The organism is Streptomyces sp. NPDC050315 (genome assembly GCF_040655775.1).
In the GTDB taxonomy this organism is placed as follows: domain Bacteria; phylum Actinomycetota; class Actinomycetes; order Streptomycetales; family Streptomycetaceae; genus Streptomyces.
On sequence record NZ_JBFAKN010000010.1, the window covers coordinates 185,657 to 203,721 of the forward strand.

Genomic DNA, 18,065 nt, shown 5'->3' on the forward strand with positions numbered 1-18,065 from the left:
AAGGAGGCCCGGAACCGTACGGTTCCGGGCCTCCTGCTTGTCTCAGGCGCCGGAGACGCTCGATTCCTTCTCCTTCGCCTCCATCTCCGCGATCACGTCGATCGGGGCCGGGGCCTTCGCCAGGAAGATCCAGGTCAGGTAGACGCAGAGCAGGAACGGCGGGATGCCGAGCGCGACCTTGACCCAGCCGAGCTGCGTCGCGTCGCCCCACCAGTACAGCGGGAAGAGGATCGCGGACTTGGCGAGCAGGATGAAGCCCCAGGCGTAGGTGGACTTGGTGTACGCCTTGAAGCGGCCGGGGTTGCGCGTCCGCCAGGAGAGGTTCTCGCGCAGTATCGGGCCGAGCAGTACGCCGATGAGCGGGTACTTGAAGAGCGCCGAGAGCACGTACACGACCGCGAGGCCCAGCGTGTAGAGCATGCCCGGCAGGTAGAAGTTCTTGGCGTCGCCGGACATCATCGCGAAGACCGCGCCGATGGCCACGCCGAAGACGCCGCTGAAGGCGTGCTTGAGGGTTTCCCGGCGGGCGAGCCGGGCCAGGGCCAGCAGGACGGTCAGGCCCAGCGCGATGATCGCGGCGGTGTGGATGTCCCGCTGGATCGTGTAGATCAGCACGAAGACCAGGCCGGGGACCGTCGTGTCCACCATGCCCCAGAAGCCGCCGAACGCCTCCAGGATGGCCTTCTCCGCGGCCGCCTTGTCGGCCTTTCCGTGCCCGGCGGCCGTACCGTGCCCGGCGGCGGGCTCTTCCTCGTTGCTCGTGGTCGTCTTCTCGAACGACGTCACCGGCTACTCCTGTCCGAGCGGTCGGAGTTCGTACTTCGGATTGAACAGCACCCGGCGTCCGTGGCTCATCGAGATCCGGCCGGAGGCGATGAGCTTACGTCCCGGCTCGATACCGGTGATGGCGCGTCGGCCGAGCCAGACCACGTCCAGCGCCGCCGAGCCGTCGAACAGCTCGGCCTCCAGCGCCGGCACCCCGGCCCGGGGACGCAGCGTGACGTGCCGCAGCGTACCCGTGACCTTCACGATCTGACGGTCGTCGCAGTCGCAGATCCGCGTACAGCCCGCGTTCTGCGCATCCTCCTGCAGCTCGGCGGACTGCAGCTCCTCCTCGGAGGAGGACAGCCTGTCGAGCAGCCGGCGGAAACGTCCGGCCGGCTTCTCGGAACGGGTCCCAGCACTCATACAGCCAGCGTACCGGCCGTCTCGCGCCCGGATCACTGTTCGAAGCGGTAGCCCATGCCCGGCTCGGTGACGAAGTGCCGGGGGTGGGACGGATCGGCCTCCAGCTTGCGGCGCAGCTGGGCCATGTAGACCCGCAGATAGTTGGACTCCGTGCCGTACGAGGGGCCCCAGACCTCCTGGAGCAGCTGTTTCTGGCTGACCAGCCGGCCCGTGTTGCGGACCAGTACCTCCAGGAGGTGCCACTCGGTGGGGGTGAGCCGGACGTCGCGGCCGCCGCGGTTGACCTTCTTGGCGGCCAGGTCGACGGTGAAACCCTCGGTCTCGACCAGGACGGCGGCGTCGGCGGGCCCGGTGGGCTCGGCGCGGCGCACCGCGGCACGCAGCCGGGCCAGCAGTTCGTCCATGCCGAACGGCTTGGTGACGTAGTCGTCGGCGCCCGCGTCCAGCGCCTCGACCTTCTCGTCGGAGGTCTGCCGGGCGGAGAGCACCAGGATCGGCACCCGCGTCCAGCCGCGCAGGCCGCGGATCACGTCCACGCCGTCCATGTCGGGCAGGCCCAGGTCCAGGACGATCACGTCGGGGTGGCGGGCGGCGGCGAGCCGGAGCGCGGTGGCGCCGTCGGGCGCGGCGTCCACCTCGTACTTGCGCGCCTTGAGGTTGATCACGAGGGCGCGGACGATCTGCGGCTCGTCGTCGACCACGAGCACCCGGTTCATCGGGCCTGCCTTTCCCGCGGACGGCCGGGGGGCCGCCGCAGTCGGTGTACGGGGAGCGGGCGCGGTCATGTCGTCGCCCGGGCGGGGAGGCCTGGGCTGACCGGCGGGTGGCCGGCCGCGGCGCGCAGCGTCAGGACCATGGTCAGACCGCCTCCCGGGGTGTCCTCGGCGGCGAGGGTGCCGCCCATGGCCTCCGCGAAGCCGCGGGAGACGGCGAGGCCGAGGCCGACGCCGGCGCCGCGCGGGGCGTCGCCGTAGCGCTGGAACGGCTCGAAGATGCGGTCCTTGGCGGCGTCGGGGACGCCGGGGCCGCGGTCCACGACGCGTACCTCCACGCGCTCGCCCAGCGCGCTGGCGGCGACCGTGACGGGCGCGCCGTCCGGGCTGTACTTCACGGCGTTCTCGACGAGGTTGGCGACGCAGCGCTCCAGCAGCCCGGGATCGACGGCCACGAAGGGCAGCGCCTCGGGTATGTCCAGGCAGACGCTGCCCTCGGGGACGCCGCCGAGCGCCATCGGGACGACCTCGTCCAGGTCGGTGTCGCGGATCAGCGGGGTGACCGTGCCGGTCTGCAGCCGGGACATGTCGAGGAGGTTGCCGACCAGGTGGTCCAGCCGGTCGGCGCCGTCCTCGATGCCGGCCAGCAGCTCGGCCTCGTCCTCCTCGGACCAGGCCACGTCGTCGGAGCGGAGCGAGGTGACGGCGGCCTTGATGCCGGCGAGGGGGGTGCGCAGATCGTGGCTGACGGCGGCGAGCAGCGCGGTACGGATGCGGTTGCCCTCGGCCAGCTCGCGGGCCCGCGCCGCCTCGCCGACCAGCCGCTGGCGGTCCAGTACGACGGCGGCCTGCGCGGCGAAGGCGCCGAGCACCCGGCGGTCCTCGGCGGGCAGCTTGCGGCCGCTGAGCGCGAGGGCCATGTGGTCGCTGACGGGCATGTCCACGTCCGCGTCCTCGGGGCGGCGCGGGGCCGCGGCCTCGCCGACGCTGCCCGCGCAGGTCCACGGCTCGACGTCGCTCTCCCGTTCGAGGAGGGAGACCGCGTCCATGGCAAAGGTCTCGCGCACCCGTTCCAGCAGCGCGTTCAACGTGGTCTCGCCGCGCAGCACGCTGCCGGCCAGGAAGGACAGGATCTCCGCCTCGGCGCGCAGCCGGGCGGCCTGGTGCGTACGGCGGGCCGCCAGGTCCACCACGGAGGCGACGGCCACCCCGACCGCGAAGAAGATCGCGATGGCGACGATGTTCTTGGGGTCGGCGATGGTGATGCTGTGGGTGGGCGGCGTGAAGTAGAAGTTCAGCAGGACCGAGCCGACGGCGGCGGAGGCGAGCGCGGCCAGCAGCCCGCCGAGCAGGGCCGCCGCCACGGTCAGGAAGAGGAACAGCAGCACATCGTTGGCGAGCCCCGGGCCGTTCTCCAGGTTGTACAGCAGCAGCGTGAGCAGGACCGGGCCGAGTACGCCGGTGAGCCAGCCGGCCAGCACACGGGAGCGGCTGAGCCGGGCGCCGCGCGCGACCGGCAGGCCGCGCCCCTTGGCGACCTCGTCGTGCGTGACGATGTGGACGTCCAGGTCGGGCCCCGAATCGCGGGCGACGGTCGCGCCGACGCCCGGCCCGAAGACGTACTGCCACGCCTTCCGGCGGCTCGACCCCAGCACGATCTGGGTGGCGTTGACGCCGCGCGCGAACTCCAGCAGGGCGCTGGGCACGTCGTCGCCGATGACGTGGTGGAAGCTGCCGCCCAGGTCCTCGACCAGGGTGCGCTGGACGGCGAGCTCCTTGGGCGAGGCGCCGGTGAGCCCGTCACTGCGCGCGATGTAGACGGCCAGTACCTCGCTGCCGGAGCCCTTGGCGGCCATCCGCGCCGCACGACGCAGCAGCGTCTTGCCCTCGGGACCGCCGGTGAGGCCGACGACGATGCGCTCGCGGGCCTGCCAGGTGGAGCGGATGGAGTGCTCGGCGCGGTACTGCTGGAGGTACTCGTCGACCCGGTCGGCCACCCACAGCAGCGCCAGCTCACGCAGCGCGGTGAGGTTCCCGGGCCGGAAGTAGTTCGACAGGGCCGCATCGACCTTGTCGGAGGCGTAGATGTTCCCGTGCGCCATCCGCCGCCGCAGCGCCTGGGGCGACATGTCGACAAGCTCTATCTGGTCGGCGCGGCGGACCACCTCGTCGGGGACGGTCTCGCGCTGCCGGACGCCCGTTATCGACTCCACCACGTCACCGAGTGACTCCAGGTGCTGGATGTTGACGGTGGAGATCACATCGATGCCCGCTTCGAGCAGTTCCTCGACGTCCTGCCAGCGCTTTTCGTTCCGGGAACCGGGAACATTGGTGTGCGCCAGCTCGTCGACCAGCGCGACGGCGGGCCGCCGGGCCAGTACGGCGTCCACGTCCATCTCGGTGAACGCCGTGCCCCGATGACTCAGCTCCTGGAGCCCCAGCTCCTCCAGGCCGTGCAGCAGCACTTCCGTACGCGGCCGGTCGTGGTGCGCCACGAAGGCGACGACGACGTCCGTACCGCGCTCCAGGCGCCGGTGCGCCTCGGAGAGCATCGAGTACGTCTTGCCGACACCCGGCGCCGCGCCGAGATAGATGCGAAGCTTGCCGCGTCCCATGGCCTCATTGTCTTACCTGCGAGCCGCCCGCAACCGGGCTGTTCCGCTGCCGAGCCTACCGACGGGGAACAGGACAGAGACCGTGTACAGGGGGCCGGGGCCCAGTTTTGACGGGACCCTGACGGGCACCAAGGGCCCGGCATGCCTACGGGCCGCGTCCCTCCGGGAGGGGCACGGCCCGTACGTACGACCGCACTCCGGCGGCCGCCGGCTCAGCGGATCTCGGTGATCTCCGGGCCGCGTTCCAGGCGCTCCACGCCGCCGCCGAAGCGGGACTGCGAGGCGTCGTCCTGCTGGACGCCCTCGGGCACCATCTCCGCGTCGTCGGGGAGCTTGAGGACGATCGGGTCGCGGGGCGCCATCGGGCCCTCGCCGCGTACGACGACCGTGTCCCGGAAGATCTGCTCCAGCAGCCCGGCGGCCTGCGGCTGCACCGCGCCCTGGCCGGAGATCACGCCGCGCAGGAACCAGCGCGGGCCGTCCACGCCGACGAACCGCACGACCTGCACGCCGTTCGTCCCGTCCGGCAGCTGCACCGGCACCTGGGCGCGCAGCTCCCAGCCCAGCGGGCCGTCGACCGTGTCGATGACGCCACCCTGCTGAGTGATGCCGGAGGCGATCTCCTCGCGGACCTCGCCCCAGATGCCCTCGTTCTTGGGCGCTGCGAACGCCTGCAGCTGCACGGCGCTGTCCTGCAGCACGATGGTCGCGGCGACGATCGCGTCACCGGCGACCTCGACCCGCAGCTCCATGCCCTCGACGCCCGGTACGAAGAGGCCGCCCAGGTCCACCCGGCCCTCGCCCGGATTGCCGACCTCGGAGAGATCCCAGGGGCCGTCGGGGCGCGGGGCCGGCGGGAGGCTCACGCCGTAGCCCTCGTCGTCCGCGTCGGACCGGTCCGACGACGTCGCCTCCTCGGCAGGATCGACCGCCTCGACCGCGTCGTCAGGAGCCTCGTTCTTCTTGCGACGTCCGAACACGTCACTGTCCTTCCCGGTCGGCACCGACCGATGCGTATCCATTCCCGCCCGCGCCGCCCACCGCCGCGTGACCGCCGGTGGACCCGAATCCCCCCTCGGCCCGCGCCGAGCCGGGAAGCTCCGCCACCTCCTGGAAGCGCACCTTCTCGACCTGCTGGACGACCAGTTGGGCGATCCGGTCGAACCTCTCGAAACGCACGGACTCGCGCGGATCCAGATTGACCACGATCACCTTGATCTCCCCACGGTACCCGGCATCCACCGTCCCCGGGGCATTCACGAGCGCCACACCGCAGCGGGCCGCGAGGCCCGACCGGGGGTGTACGAACGCGGCGTACCCCTCGGGCAGCGCGATGGCCACCCCCGTGGGCAGCACCGTGCGCTCCCCCGGGGCCAGTTCGGCCGCCTCGGTGGTGACGAGGTCGGCCCCGGCGTCGCCCGGGTGCCCGTATGCGGGCAGCGGAACCTCCGGATCCACCCGCCGGATCTGTACGTCCACGGGGGTGCGTACCTGCTGTGCCTGATGGGTCACGGGTTCACCTCGAAGGCGCGGGCGCGGCGCACCTGGTCCGGGTCGGCCATCGCGGCCCGGATCTCCTCGGGCCGGCCGTTGTCGATGAAGTGCTCGACCTTCACCTCGATGAAGAGCGCCTCGGCGCGGACCGCCACGGGGCCGTCCGGGCCGCCGATCCGGCCCTCGGCGCGCGAGTAGATCTTCCGGCCGGCCACCGCGGTGACCTCGGCGTCCAGGTGCAGGACCGTGCCGACCGGTACGGGGCGCAGGAAGTCGGTCTCCAGCCGGCCGGTCACGGCGATGGCCTGCAGCAGCCAGTTGAGCGAGCCGAGCGTCTCGTCCAGGGCCGTGGCCAGTACGCCGCCGTGCGCGAGGCCCGGGGCGCCCTGGTGGGCCTCCTTGACGGTGAACTCCGCGGTGACGCGCACGCCCTCGCCGGCCCGCGCCTCCAGGTGCAGGCCGTGCGGCTGTTCCCCGCCGCACCCGAAGCATTGGCCGTAGTGCGCGCCGAGCAGCTCGCCGGGCGCGGGCGCTTCGGGGTGGCGCACCGGCGCGGTGGCGTCCGCGGGCGGCGTCAGCTGCGTCGTCTGTTTCTTCTGTGGTTCGGCTCCACTCACAGGTGGAGACCCTACCCGCGCGCGCGGAGCACGCGCGCGCACGTGCCAAGCTGGAGCCATGCAGTCGTACGAAGAACGTCTCACCGCTCCCCGCTCCTGGTGGGTGATCGCCGTCGCCGTCGGCATCGCCTGTGCCCTGATGCTGCTGCCGCTCGGGACGCTGCCGATGCTGGGCGGGCTGGTGGGCGGCGCGGCGCTGGCCGCGGTCCTGGTGAGCTCGTACGGCTCCGCGCGGATCCTGGTCGTCGCCGGGTCGCTGATCGCGGGGGACGCGAAGATCCCGGCGGCGGCGCTGGGTGAGGTGCAGGTGCTGGACGCGGCGGAGGCCCGGGCCTGGCGCACGTACAAGGCCGACACCCGCGCGTTCATGCTGATGCGCAGTTACATCCCGACGGCGGTGCGGGTCGAGGTGGCCGATCCGGCGGACCCGACGCCGTACGTGTACTTGTCGACGCGGCATCCGGAGGAGCTGGCGGCGGCGCTGGCGGCGATCCGCGCCTGAGGCGCCTGGAGGGGCTGGGAGAGGCCTGAGGCGGCTCGGCGAAGCCCGGGACGGACCGGAGGGTCAGGCGTCCTGGTCGGGCTTGTGGCGGCCGAGCAGGCCGGGTCTGGCGCGGCCTGTGAGCCGCTTGGGTACGCCGGTGAGCCGCTTGTGTACGGGAGCCGGAGCCGGGTCCGGGAGCGCGTCCCAGGGGACCTGACGGCGGCGCAGATCCTGCCGGATCGTGGCTGCCAGCCTGGCGGTGTCCCGGCGGTTCATGAACGCGCCGACCGCGGCGCCGATCATGAACGGTGTCATGCTCGGCAGGTTGCGCATCATGCGCTTCATGATCCGCTGGCGCAGTTCGCGCTTCATCTGGCCGCCGAGCGCGAGATTCAGCGTGGCGGGCTTCGCGACGTCCACGCCGCGCTCCTCGGTCCAGGACTGGACGTAGGCCAGGCCGCGGGCCCGGAGGCCGCCCTGCGGGCGCACGCCGTACACCTCGTGCAGCTCGGCGATGAGCTTGATCTCGACCGAGGCGACGCCGACGACCTCGGCGGCCAGCTCGGCCGGCATCGCGGGCGGCACCGGCATCATGGCCGCCACGCCCACTCCGGCACCGACGGTGGCGGTGCCCTTCGTCGCTCCGGCGACGAGCCTGTCGGCCAGTTGCTCGGGGGTCAGGCCGGGAAACTGGCGGCGCAGCGTGGCCAGGTCGCGGACGGGGATCCGCGGGGCGTTCTCGATGATCCGGTCGGCGGTCCAGGAGAGTCCCGACCGCGCGCCGGCACCACCTCTGCGTGCGCCGTCGCCGACTCTGGCCGCGAGCGTGGCCGCACGGCCACGCTCTCTCAGCGCTCGGGTGTGCCGCTCCGCGGGGAGGGCGGTCTGGTCGGCGGGCACGGGCGCGGTTTCCTCGCGTGTTCGTGCGCCGGCCGCCGGACCGGTCTCACCCTGCTTGCCTCTACGGAACGGTCCCACTGAGCTTCACCTCACGCTGTCGTCCCGGTGGCCGCGGTTGCGTGCTGCGCCTGTCCGGGAAGCCGGCGGCTCCCCGGCCGGGTGCGGTGCGCGCGCCACGGCCTCGGCCTGCCCTCAGGCCGCGCAGTCGCGGCAGATGGGCTGGCCGTTCTTGTCCTCCGCGGCCAGCTGGCTGCGGTGGTGGACCAGGAAGCAGCTCATGCAGGTGAACTCGTCCTGCTGCTTGGGCAGGACCCGCACGGCGAGCTCTTCGTTGGACAGGTCGGCGCCGGGCAGCTCCAGGCCCTCGGCCTGCTCGAACTCGTCGACGTCGACGGCCGAGGCGGACTTGTCGTTCCGCCGCGACTTCAGTTCCTCGATGCTGTCCTCGTTGAGGTCGTCATCGGTCTTGCGTGGTGTGTCGTAATCCGTAGCCATGGTCGCTCTCCCCCTCTGGGTGTCTGCGGTGTCTCAGCGCTCGTAACGCGTGAGAGGCCGGACTTGTGCCCGACCTGAGGCGGAGATTTTGCCTCACATCAAGGTCTGTTACTCAATCGACACCCAACCGCACCCCTGAAGAGGTGATCGGTTTGGATGGCGATAGGACCGTACACGGTCCTAAAGTCGCACCTCGCGCTTGCCATCCCGTGTACTTCCCGTGATCAGACCCCCGGGAAACCCGGATTTTCCCGGCCTTCCGAGGGGCTTGGCGATCACGGAGAGTAGATGGCCCGGAATTCGCGCCTGTGAGCGATCACACACGTCCGGGCCAACGAACGGACCGGCCGAATTCCGCGCAAAGCGAACTCGGGGCGAAGGATGACCGGACACCCGCCGTCGCGTCAAGCCGGACCCGCGGGCACCCTGGCCGGAACACTCACACCGGGAGCACCACCCGCATGTCCAGGCCCCCGCCCTCACGTGGCACCGCGGTGATCGTGCCGTCGTGCGCCCGGACGACGGACCGCACGATGGACAGTCCGAGTCCCACGCCCTTGTCGCTGCCCGTGCGCTCCGTACGCAGCCTCCGGAAGGGCTCGAAGATGTTCTCCACCTCATAGGCGGGGACCACCGGGCCCGTATTGGAGACCACCAGCACCGCCCATCCGGGCTGCGCCTCCGTGGTCACCTCCACCCAGCCGTCGGTGGGGGTGTTGTACCGCACGGCGTTCTGTACGAGGTTCAGCGCGATGCGCTCCAGGAGGACGCCGCTGCCCTGGACGAAGACCTGCCTGCGTACGCCGCGCAGCTCCACGCCCTTGCTCTGAGCCTCGCCGCGGACCTGCTCGATGGCCTGCGAGGCGACCTCGGAGAGGTCGACCGGCTTGCGGTCCACGATCTTGTTCTCGCTGCGGGCGAGCAGCAGCAGGCCCTCCACCAGCTGTTCGCTGCGCTCGTTGGTGGCGAGCAGGGTCTTGCCCAACTGGGCCAGCTCCGGCGACGCCTCGGGGTCGGCGAGCTGTACTTCGAGGAGCGTGCGGTTGATCGCCAGCGGCGTCCGCAGCTCGTGCGAGGCGTTCGCCACGAAACGCTGCTGCGACTCGAACGCGCGGTCCAGCCGGTCGAGCATCTCGTCGAATGTGTCGGCGAGCTCCTTCAGCTCGTCGTCCGGGCCGCCCAGCTCGATCCGCCGGTGCAGGTCGGAGCCGGCCACCCGCTGCGCGGTCCGCGTGATGCGGCCGAGCGGCGACAGGACGCGGCCCGCCATCGCGTACCCGAAGGCGAACGCGACGATGGTCAGTCCGACCAGCGCCATCAGGGAGCGGTTCAGGAGGTTGTTCAGGGCCACCGCGCGCTGCTGCGAGATGCAGGTGTTGATGGCGGAGTTCAGCTGGTCGACGTTGTTGGTGGCCGCTCCGGGGCAGCGGTCGGTGACGATCCGGAAGTCCGAACCGATGATCTTGAACGGCAGCTGGTTGCCGTCCTGCAGCGCGTTGGCGGCCAGCATGTAGATGATCGCGAGCAGCACGATGCCGGCCATCAGGAACATGCCGCCGTACAGCAGCGTGAGCCTTATACGGATGGTCGGGCGCAGCCAGGGGAACGGGCGGACCGGCGGTTTGGGGTCCCAGGTGGGCTTGGGCGGGGCGGGCGGCGACTGTGGGGCCGCGGGTGTCGTGGCCATGCCCGTCAGATCCGGTAGCCGGAGCCCGGGACCGTCACGATCACCGCGGGCTCACCGAGCTTGCGGCGCAGCGTCATGACGGTCACCCGGACGACGTTCGTGAACGGGTCGGTGTTCTCGTCCCACGCCTTCTCCAGCAGCTGCTCGGCCGAGACGACCGTGCCCTCGCTGCGCATCAGGACCTCCAGCACCGCGAACTCCTTGGGCGCGAGCTGGACCTCCTTGCCGTCGCGGAAGACCTCGCGGCGGTTCGGGTCGAGCTTGATGCCCGCCCGTTCCAGTACGGGCGGCAGCGCGACCGTCGTACGCCGTCCCAGCGCCCGTACGCGCGCGGTCAGCTCCGTGAACGCGAACGGCTTGGGGAGGTAGTCGTCGGCGCCGATCTCCAGGCCCTCGACGCGGTCGCTGACGTCGCCGGAGGCGGTCAGCATCAGTACGCGGGTGGGCATCCCCAGTTCGACGATCTTGCGGCAGACGTCGTCGCCGTGGACCAGCGGGAGGTCGCGGTCCAGCACGACGACGTCGTAGTCGTTGACCGCGATGCGCTCCAGCGCGGCCGCGCCGTCGTACACCACGTCGACCGCCATGGCCTCCCGGCGCAGTCCGGTGGCCACCGCATCGGCGAGCAGCTGCTCGTCCTCGACGACGAGTACACGCACGTCGCTAGTCCTTCCTCACGGCCCCGCCGAACAGGGCACACACAAATTTCGAGCACATCCATCCTGCCCCGAAGAGCCGTAAACCGGCTGTAAGACCAGGTGCGGCCGCCGATGGCGGGGACGCGGGCACCCGATCGGCAGGATTCACCACCCGCCTGAGGTTTCCGTGAGGTTCCGCATGGGGAGGACGATTGCACACTCGCGATCACGCCCTGCACGACGCCGTACCGTGACCGGCCGGCAGCCCGCAGGGACCACGCCGTGATCTCCCTCTGCCACACCCCCGTGGACGAGGGGCCCACACCCGTCGGCACACCCCCGTGCCACCGACCCACGACGAGGGGGCGCACCATGGACGCGTTCACCGCAGGCATTCTGCAGCGCATAAAGAACACCGAAGCCGACCTGGACCGGGCCCGCGAAACGGGCGACGACTTCCTCGCCGATGTCGAGGCGGCCGAGCTGGAGGACCTGCAGCGACTGGCCTCTGAGCACGGTGTGGAGGTCGGCGCGCCCAGCGCCTGATCGCCGCGCGCGACGAAGAGCGCCCCGGCACCGAGGGGACGGTGCCGGGGCGCTTTGTCGTACCCGGACGTCCGGTTGCGCGGGGAGGTCCTCGCGCCTGGGCGTCCGGGCGCGTCCGGACGCCTGTACGGGCCGTACGGCGACGTGCGCGTCTCCCGTGGCCCCCGGGGGCCGGATCAGTCGCGCCAGGCGCCCAGATCGTCCAGCAGGGGCTGCAGCTCCGCGAAAACGGCCGGGGACCCGGCGACGGTCAGCTCGTGGGACGCCGGCTCGCCGGGACGGCCCGCGGTGCGCGCGCCGGCCTCGCGGGCGATCAGCTCGCCCGCCGCGAAGTCCCAGGGGTTCAGCCCACGCTCGTAGTAGGCGTCCAGCCGGCCGCAGGCCACGTCGCACAGGTCGATCGCGGCCGAACCGCCCCGCCGGATGTCGCGCACCCGCGGGAGCAGCGAGCCCAGCACCGCCGCCTGCGCGGCGCGCCGCTCGGCGATGTAGCCGAAGCCGGTGCCGATCAGGGCCTGGGAGAGCGGCGGCGCGGGGCGCACCCGGATCGGCGCGTTGTTCAGGAAGGCGCCGCCGCCGAGGACGGCGTGGCTGGTCTCGCCGCGCATCGGTGCCGCGACCACCCCGACGACCGTCTCGCCGTCCTTCTCGGCGGCGATGGACACGGCCCAAGAGGGCAGCCCGTAAAGGTAGTTGACGGTGCCGTCGATCGGGTCGATCACCCAGCGCACCCCGCTGGAGCCCTCGGCGCTGGCGCCCTCCTCGCCGAGGAAGCCGTCCTCGGGGCGGCGCTGGGAGAGGAAGCCGGTGATCAGCTTCTCGGAGGCGATGTCCATGTCGGTGACGACGTCGATGGGGCTGGACTTCGTGGCGGCCACGCCGAGATCGGCGGGGCGGCCGTCGCGCAGCAGGTCACCGGCCCGACGGGCGGCTTCCAGGGCCAGCGTGAGAAGTTCGTCCTTCAGCTCACCGCTCTGCAGCGGGGCGTCCTTCAGGGGGTCGGACACGGTGCTCCTTGTTCGTACGGAAGGCCCCGCGGGTGCTGCGTACGGCAGGTCCGCGGGCCGCCGCGGGGCGGGCGCCCGCGGGCCGGGCAGCCGGGCCGCACGCCGTCGGGCGGCCCGGGACGGGCATCAGGCCCCCGCCGGCGCGCTGCTCCGGTCGGCGCCCGCGGCGGCGGGCCGGGGCGAGCGGGCCGGGCAGCAGCCCACCGGGCAGAGGTCGTGGCTCGCCCCGAGGGCGCCCAGGGCGCAGCGCTCCGGGGAGCGGCCGCGCTCGGCCGCCGCGCGCTCCAGCAGCAGGTCGCGGACGGCCGCGGCGAACCGCGGGTCGGCGCCGACGGTGGCGGAGCGGGCCACCGGCAGGCCCAGCTCGGCGGCCTTTGCCGTGGCCTCCGTGTCGAGGTCGTACTTGACCTCCATGTGGTCCGAGACGAAGCCGATGGGGGCCATCACGACGGCCGGGACGCCCTGGGTGTGCAGCGTCTCCAGGTGGTCGCAGATGTCGGGCTCCAGCCAGGGGATGTGCGGGGCGCCGCTGCGGGACTGGTAGACGAGCCGCCAGGGGTGGGCCGTGCCGGTCTCCTCGCGCACCGCGTCGGCGATCACCTGGGCCACGTCGAGGTGCTGCGCGACGTATGCGCCGCCCTCGCCGCCCTCGGTGTGCTCCTCCGGGCGCCCCGAGGTGTCGGCGGCGGCGGTGGGGATGGAGTGCGTGGTGAACGCGATGTGGGCGCCCGCGCGGACCTCGTCGGGCAGCTCGGCGAGCGAGGCCAGCACGCCGTCGACCATGGGTCGGACGAAGCCGGGGTGGTTGAAGTAGTGCCGCAACTTGTCGATCCGCGGCAGCTCCAGGCCCTCGGCCTCCAGGGTGGCCAGCGCGTCCGCCAGGTTCTCCCGGTACTGCCGGCAGCCCGAGTACGAGGCGTACGCACTCGTGGCCAGCACCGCGATGCGGCGGTGGCCGTCGCGGACCATCTCGCGCAGGGTGTCGGTCAGATACGGCGCCCAGTTGCGGTTGCCCCAGTACACCGGCAGGTCCAGGCCGTGCTCGGCGAAGTCCTTGCGCAGCGCGTCCAGCAGCTCGCGGTTCTGCGCGTTGATCGGACTCACGCCGCCGAACAGGAAGTAGTGCTGTCCCACCTCCTTGAGGCGCTCACGGGGGATGCCGCGGCCGCGCGTCACGTTCTCCAGGAACGGGACCACGTCGTCCGGGCCTTCGGGGCCCCCGAAGGAGAGGAGGAGCAGGGCGTCATAGGGAGCAGGCACTGACTGTTCGGGCATGTCCCGATCCTCCCACCCGCCACTGACAGCCGGAAAACCGGAGGCGCCGACAGAGTGCCGCCCGTAAGCTGTATCGCTGCAGTACGTTCCTTACTGCCATCCTGACCCGGCTCACCGCGGTTCCCGCGGATCCTCACTCGGCGGAGCGCCCCCTTGCCCAGTCCCTACCGCGCCCTGTTCGCCCGGCCCGGCACCAAGTCCTTCACCGCCGCCGGGTTCCTGGGGCGCATGCCGCTCTCCATGACCGGCATCGGCATCGTCACGATGGTCTCCCAGCTCACCGGCCGCTACGGCCTGGCGGGCGCGCTCTCCGCGACCGTCGCGCTCTCCGCCGCCGTGCTCGGACCGCAGATCTCCCGGCTGGTGGACCGGCACGGCCAGCGCCGGGTGCTGCGCCCGGCCACCCTCGTCGCACTGGCCGCGCTCGCCGCCCTGCTGACGGCGGCACAGCAGCGCTGGCCCGACTGGACTCTCTTCGTCTTCGCGGCCTGCGCGGGCTGCGTGCCGAGCGTGGGCGCGATGGTGCGCTCCCGGTGGGCGGAAGTGCACCGCGGCTCCCCCGAGATGCTGCACGCCGCGTACTCCTGGGAGTCGATCGTCGACGAGTTCTGTTTCATCGTCGGCCCGATCCTCGCCATCGGGCTCTCCACCTCGTGGTTCCCCGAGGCCGGGCCGCTGCTGGCCGCCGTCTTCCTGGCGGCGGGCGTCTTCTGGCTGACCGCGCAGCGCGCGACCGAACCCGTACCGCACCCGCGCGAGCACCACACGAAGGGCTCCGCGCTGCGCTCCCGGGGCCTACAGGTCCTGGTCGTCACCTTCATGGCCACCGGCGCGATCTTCGGGGCGATCGACGTGGTCACGGTGGCCTTCGCGGAGGCCGAGGGTCACAAGGGCGCGGCCAGCGTCGTCCTGGCGATCTATGCGCTGGGGTCCTGCACGGCGGGCGCGGTCTTCGGGATGCTGCGCCCCTCGGGCCCGGCAGCGCGCCGCTGGGTACTGGGCGTGCTCGCGATGGCCGTGAGTATGATCCCGCTCCAACTGGTCGGGAACCTGCCGTTTCTGGCCGTGGCGCTCTTCGTCGCGGGGCTGACCATCGCACCGACGATGGTGACCACCATGGCCCTGGTCGAGCAGCACGTACCGCGCGCGCAACTGACCGAGGGAATGACCTGGACGAGCACCGGGCTCGCGGTCGGGGTGGCGCTCGGCTCGTCGGCCGCCGGCTGGGTGGTGGACGCGGCCGGGGCCCGTACGGGGTACGTCGTGCCGGTCGCGGCCGGAGCGCTCGCGGCCGCGGTCGCGTTCCTCGGATACCGCCGGCTGCGGCCGGCGGCGACGCGGGCGGGGACCCCCTCGCCCCGGGTGACGGGAGGGCTGGGCGCAGATGACAGTGACCGGAGCGGTTCGGGAGAGCGTGTGGCGTAACTGGGCGGGGAACGTCGAGGCCCGCCCCGTACGGAGCGTCGCACCGGCCTCCACGGAGGAGCTGGCGGCGGCCGTACGGCAAGCGGCCTCCGAGGGGCTGACCGTGAAGGCGGCCGGCACCGGCCACTCCTTCACGCCCGCGGCGGCCACCGAAGGACTCCTCATACGGCCCGAACGGCTCACCGGCATACGGAAGGTGGACCGCGCCGCCGGCACCGTCACCGTGGCCGCGGGCACGCCCCTGAAGGACATGAACGCGGCGCTCTCCGCGCACGGCCTGTCGCTGGCCAACATGGGCGACATCATGGAGCAGACCGTCTCGGGCGCCACCAGCACCGGTACGCACGGCACCGGCCGGGACTCCGCCTCGCTCTCCGCGCAGATCGTGGCCCTGGAGCTGGTCACCGCCGACGGCTCCGTACTGCGCTGCTCCGCACAGGAGAACGCCGACGTCTTCGCGGCGGCCCGGCTCGGCCTGGGCGCGCTCGGCGTGCTCACGGAGCTGACCTTCGCCGTCGAACCGGAGTTCCTGCTCACCGCCCGTGAGGAGCCGATGCCGTTCGACCGGGTGACCGCGGACTTCGATGCGCTCGTCGCGGAGAACGAGCACTTCGAGTTCTACTGGTTCCCGCACACCGGGAACTGCAACACCAAGCGCAACAACCGGAGCCAGGGCCCCGCGGCACCGAACGGCGCCGTCAGCGGCTGGGTCGAGGACGAGCTGCTCTCCAACGGCCTCTTCCAGGTGGCCTGCGCGGTCGGCAAGGCGCTGCCCGCCGCCATCCCCGGCATCGCCAAGCTCTCCAGCCGCGCGCTGTCCGCCCGTACGTACACCGACATCCCGTACAAGGTGTTCACCAGCCCGCGCCGGGTGCGCTTCGTGGAGATGGAGTACGCCGTGCCCCGGGAGGCAGCGGTCGCGGCACTACAGGAGCTGCGCGCACTGGTCGAGCGCTCCGCCTTCCGGATCAGCTTCCCCGTAGAGGTGCGCACCGCCCCCGGGGACGACATCCCGCTCTCCACCGCCTCCGGGCGGGACACCGCCTACATAGCGATGCACATGTACCGGGGCACGCCCCACGAGGCGTACTTCACGGCCGCCGAGCGCATCATGACCGCGCACGGCGGCCGTCCCCACTGGGGGAAGCTGCACACCCGGGACGCGGAGTATCTCGCCACCGCTTACCCGCGCTTCGGCGAGTTCACCGCGCTGCGGGACCGGCTGGACCCGCAGCGGGTGTTCGGCAACGCGTACCTGCGGCGGGTGCTCGGGGACTGACGCGGGGCGCACCTTCCGGGCCGCTGGCTGCCGCCCCTGGCCCGCGGCTCAGGGAGAGCCGGGAGCCGGGGTCTGTCCGGCGTCCTGGGCGCCGTCGGCGCCGCTCCCGCTGTCCGGGCTGCTGGTCGCGCCATCGTCCGCGCCATCGGTCGGCGTGGGCTCCGGGTCCGGGGACTCGTCGCCGTCGCTCGGCGAGGGGCTGGGCGAGGTGGTCCCGTCGTCCGAGCCGCTCCCCGTGTCGCTGCCGCTGTCCGCCCCCGAGTGCGCGTCGGAACCGCTGTCCGTACTGCCGTCCGTGGCGTCCGGCTGCGGGGTCGGTCCCTCGGTGGCACCACCGGGGTCGGTGTCCTCGGTGGACGTACTCGGCTGCGGCGTCGGCGTCGTCGGGGCGCTGTCGCCGCCCCCGCCGGAGCGGAAGAAGTTGCTGACCGACGTGCCGTTGCCGCCCGCGGCGTCGTGCCCGGTGGCCAGCTCGAAGGCGGTGACCCCGGCCATCGCGAGCAGGAAGACCGCGAGCGCGGCGAGCAAGGTGCGGCGCCGGCCGCGCAGCCGAGTGCCGTACAGCGTCCTGAACTCCGCTTCGGGGGTCTCCGCCACAGAAGCGCCGCCGGGCGGCTCCTCCACGGTGCGCAGCGCCATCGTGCGCGCGTCCTGCTGCGGCACCGGCCGGGTCGCGTCCTCCGCACCGGGCGGGGTGAGGACCTGCGTCTCGTCGGCCGCGGGCGGGACGGTGAGTACCTGGGTTTCGTCGAGTGCGGGCGAGCTGGGCAGGGTCCGAGTCGCGTCGGCGTTCCTGGCCGCCGCCACGGAGGTGATCTCGTCCTCCGTACCGCCGCGGTCGAACGTCGGAAGCACCATCGTCACGCCCGCCGAGGACGCGGACCTGACGCGGGTCGCCCCGCGCGCACCCGTACTGGGGGCCGTCGTCCGGCTGCCGAGCTCCTGACGGCGGCGCGGCCGGGGCCGCGTGCTGACCGTCGCCTCCTTGACCTGTTCCCCGGTGCGCCGGAAGAGGTGCTGGAAGACCGAGCCGCCGGTGGTGGCGACCACGCTGACCACGCCGGCGCCGATGACCGTCCCGTAGACGCCGAGCCGTCCGGCCAGGTATGCGGCGACCGCCGCCGCGAGCGCGCTGCCCGCCACCTGGGCGACGCTCAGGTCGATCCGTTTCCCCTTCCCGGTCTTCTTTGTCTGGCTTTCGGTTCTATCGTCCATCCTCGGCCCTTGAGCGACGCTTCGATCCGTCTTGCACAGAGAAGGGACATTTGGGCGGACTGAATAGTTCCGTTTCTGGCGATTTTGTGAACCAGGTCACACGATTCTGTGCGACCCGCCATCCGGTCACATAAGTAGAGAGGTCGACAAGGCGACCGAACTCCGCTGGGCAGGGAAAACTTGGCGGCGCGGCGCCCCACCCCGGTGGTCCGAATGGAGTACTGTTGCGAATCCTGGCCCCGGTTTCCCGTCCGGCTGCCCGGACCCACGGGAGGGGCCCGCAAGGCGGCTCTCGCCCCGGGGCGCCGCCACTCGGCACGGGGTGCTGGTACACAGGGCAACCGGTACGGTCACCGGAGGTTGCAAACTGGTTACCGTGTCATAACGGCGTTTCAGGGCCACAGCCTGACACGCCGGGCAACTCGGCAATGTTGTGGCAGGCTGCACCCGGGCAGGCCACACTCGACTAGCGGAAGCAGCGACGCAC

Annotated in this window: 18 protein-coding genes; 4 read left to right on the plus strand and 14 right to left on the minus strand. The window is 72.1% G+C overall.

Translation table 11 applies throughout. The features are described from left to right. Positions 1-42: 42 nt before the first annotated feature. The 7 genes from AB0I82_RS31735 to AB0I82_RS31765 all read right to left on the minus strand — a co-directional run bounded on the left by AB0I82_RS31735 (position 43) and on the right by AB0I82_RS31765 (position 6,627). Positions 43-678 (minus strand): DUF3159 domain-containing protein, encoded by a 636-nt coding sequence (locus tag AB0I82_RS31735; RefSeq protein ID WP_363260994.1) that lies wholly within the window; start codon positions 676-678, stop codon positions 43-45. Between the two features lie 111 nt (positions 679-789). Then, positions 790-1,188 (minus strand): OB-fold nucleic acid binding domain-containing protein, encoded by a 399-nt coding sequence (locus tag AB0I82_RS31740; RefSeq protein WP_363260888.1) that lies wholly within the window; start codon positions 1,186-1,188, stop codon positions 790-792. Positions 1,189-1,220: 32 nt separating this feature from the next. Further along, on the minus strand, positions 1,221-1,904 hold the full coding sequence (locus AB0I82_RS31745; RefSeq protein WP_363260889.1) for a response regulator: 684 nt from the start codon (positions 1,902-1,904) through the stop codon (positions 1,221-1,223). 65 nt (positions 1,905-1,969) lie between these two features. Further along, positions 1,970-4,516 (minus strand): ATP-binding protein, encoded by a 2,547-nt coding sequence (locus tag AB0I82_RS31750; protein WP_363260890.1) that lies wholly within the window; start codon positions 4,514-4,516, stop codon positions 1,970-1,972. Between the two features lie 212 nt (positions 4,517-4,728). Then, complete coding sequence (locus tag AB0I82_RS31755; RefSeq protein WP_363260891.1) at positions 4,729-5,496, minus strand: DUF3710 domain-containing protein; 768 nt, start codon at positions 5,494-5,496, stop codon at positions 4,729-4,731. A gap of 1 nt (position 5,497) precedes the next feature. Continuing rightward, positions 5,498-6,028 carry a dUTP diphosphatase gene (gene dut, locus AB0I82_RS31760; protein ID WP_363260892.1) on the minus strand — a complete coding sequence of 177 codons (531 nt, stop codon included), beginning with the start codon at positions 6,026-6,028 and terminating at the stop codon, positions 5,498-5,500. Continuing rightward, the gene (locus AB0I82_RS31765; protein ID WP_363260893.1) at positions 6,025-6,627 is read right to left on the minus strand and encodes a PaaI family thioesterase; all 603 of its coding nucleotides are present in this window, start codon (positions 6,625-6,627) and stop codon (positions 6,025-6,027) included. Before AB0I82_RS31765 ends, dut begins: the two co-directional genes overlap by 4 nt. Before the next feature lie 58 nt (positions 6,628-6,685). On the opposite strand from AB0I82_RS31765, the gene AB0I82_RS31770 reads away from it, so the two are divergent. Beyond that, entirely contained in the window at positions 6,686-7,129 is a 444-nt protein-coding gene (locus AB0I82_RS31770) for a DUF3093 domain-containing protein (protein ID WP_363260894.1), read from the plus strand. Positions 7,130-7,192: 63 nt separating this feature from the next. On the opposite strand, the gene AB0I82_RS31775 is transcribed toward AB0I82_RS31770, so the two are convergent. From AB0I82_RS31775 to AB0I82_RS31790, 4 genes are all read right to left on the minus strand, one after another. After that, positions 7,193-8,011: a hypothetical protein gene (locus AB0I82_RS31775; RefSeq protein ID WP_363260895.1), complete on the minus strand. Its 819-nt coding sequence runs from the start codon at positions 8,009-8,011 to the stop codon at positions 7,193-7,195. A gap of 192 nt (positions 8,012-8,203) precedes the next feature. Next, positions 8,204-8,506 carry a DUF4193 domain-containing protein gene (locus AB0I82_RS31780; protein ID WP_003982531.1) on the minus strand — a complete coding sequence of 101 codons (303 nt, stop codon included), beginning with the start codon at positions 8,504-8,506 and terminating at the stop codon, positions 8,204-8,206. Positions 8,507-8,945: 439 nt separating this feature from the next. After that, positions 8,946-10,193: a HAMP domain-containing sensor histidine kinase gene (locus AB0I82_RS31785; protein WP_363260896.1), complete on the minus strand. Its 1,248-nt coding sequence runs from the start codon at positions 10,191-10,193 to the stop codon at positions 8,946-8,948. 5 nt (positions 10,194-10,198) lie between these two features. Further along, positions 10,199-10,852, minus strand: coding sequence for a response regulator transcription factor (locus tag AB0I82_RS31790; protein ID WP_030062975.1), 654 nt, complete (start codon positions 10,850-10,852; stop codon positions 10,199-10,201). A gap of 351 nt (positions 10,853-11,203) precedes the next feature. Here AB0I82_RS31790 and AB0I82_RS31795 point away from each other — a divergent pair, with 351 nt between their 5' ends. Next, a complete protein-coding gene (locus tag AB0I82_RS31795) occupies positions 11,204-11,377 on the plus strand; it encodes a hypothetical protein (protein ID WP_363260898.1) in 174 nt (57 codons plus the stop codon). Positions 11,378-11,553: 176 nt separating this feature from the next. Here AB0I82_RS31795 and AB0I82_RS31800 read toward each other — a convergent pair whose 3' ends face one another. Continuing rightward, positions 11,554-12,384: an inositol monophosphatase family protein gene (locus tag AB0I82_RS31800; protein ID WP_363260899.1), complete on the minus strand. Its 831-nt coding sequence runs from the start codon at positions 12,382-12,384 to the stop codon at positions 11,554-11,556. 126 nt (positions 12,385-12,510) lie between these two features. Beyond that, complete coding sequence (locus AB0I82_RS31805) at positions 12,511-13,659, minus strand: ferrochelatase (RefSeq protein ID WP_363260900.1); 1,149 nt, start codon at positions 13,657-13,659, stop codon at positions 12,511-12,513. Between the two features lie 153 nt (positions 13,660-13,812). On the opposite strand from AB0I82_RS31805, the gene AB0I82_RS31810 reads away from it, so the two are divergent. Beyond that, positions 13,813-15,084 (plus strand): MFS transporter, encoded by a 1,272-nt coding sequence (locus AB0I82_RS31810; protein WP_363260901.1) that lies wholly within the window; start codon positions 13,813-13,815, stop codon positions 15,082-15,084. Continuing rightward, the gene (locus tag AB0I82_RS31815; RefSeq protein ID WP_363260902.1) at positions 15,044-16,363 is read left to right on the plus strand and encodes a D-arabinono-1,4-lactone oxidase; all 1,320 of its coding nucleotides are present in this window, start codon (positions 15,044-15,046) and stop codon (positions 16,361-16,363) included. Before AB0I82_RS31810 ends, AB0I82_RS31815 begins: the two co-directional genes overlap by 41 nt. 48 nt (positions 16,364-16,411) lie before the next feature. On the opposite strand, the gene AB0I82_RS31820 is transcribed toward AB0I82_RS31815, so the two are convergent. Then, complete coding sequence (locus AB0I82_RS31820; RefSeq protein WP_363260903.1) at positions 16,412-17,578, minus strand: hypothetical protein; 1,167 nt, start codon at positions 17,576-17,578, stop codon at positions 16,412-16,414. Positions 17,579-18,065: the final 487 nt, after the last annotated feature.

Coding starts and splice junctions, on each gene's coding strand:
- AB0I82_RS31740 (WP_363260888.1), bottom strand. CDS start 1,188: ATGAGTGCTGGGACCCGTTCCGAGAAGCCGGCCGGACGTTTCCGCCGG.
- AB0I82_RS31815 (WP_363260902.1), top strand. CDS start 15,044: ATGACAGTGACCGGAGCGGTTCGGGAGAGCGTGTGGCGTAACTGGGCG.
- AB0I82_RS31785 (WP_363260896.1), bottom strand. CDS start 10,193: ATGGCCACGACACCCGCGGCCCCACAGTCGCCGCCCGCCCCGCCCAAG.
- AB0I82_RS31795 (WP_363260898.1), top strand. CDS start 11,204: ATGGACGCGTTCACCGCAGGCATTCTGCAGCGCATAAAGAACACCGAA.
- AB0I82_RS31770 (WP_363260894.1), top strand. CDS start 6,686: ATGCAGTCGTACGAAGAACGTCTCACCGCTCCCCGCTCCTGGTGGGTG.
- AB0I82_RS31820 (WP_363260903.1), bottom strand. CDS start 17,578: ATGGACGATAGAACCGAAAGCCAGACAAAGAAGACCGGGAAGGGGAAA.
- AB0I82_RS31750 (WP_363260890.1), bottom strand. CDS start 4,516: ATGGGACGCGGCAAGCTTCGCATCTATCTCGGCGCGGCGCCGGGTGTC.
- AB0I82_RS31745 (WP_363260889.1), bottom strand. CDS start 1,904: ATGAACCGGGTGCTCGTGGTCGACGACGAGCCGCAGATCGTCCGCGCC.
- AB0I82_RS31780 (WP_003982531.1), bottom strand. CDS start 8,506: ATGGCTACGGATTACGACACACCACGCAAGACCGATGACGACCTCAAC.
- AB0I82_RS31805 (WP_363260900.1), bottom strand. CDS start 13,659: ATGCCCGAACAGTCAGTGCCTGCTCCCTATGACGCCCTGCTCCTCCTC.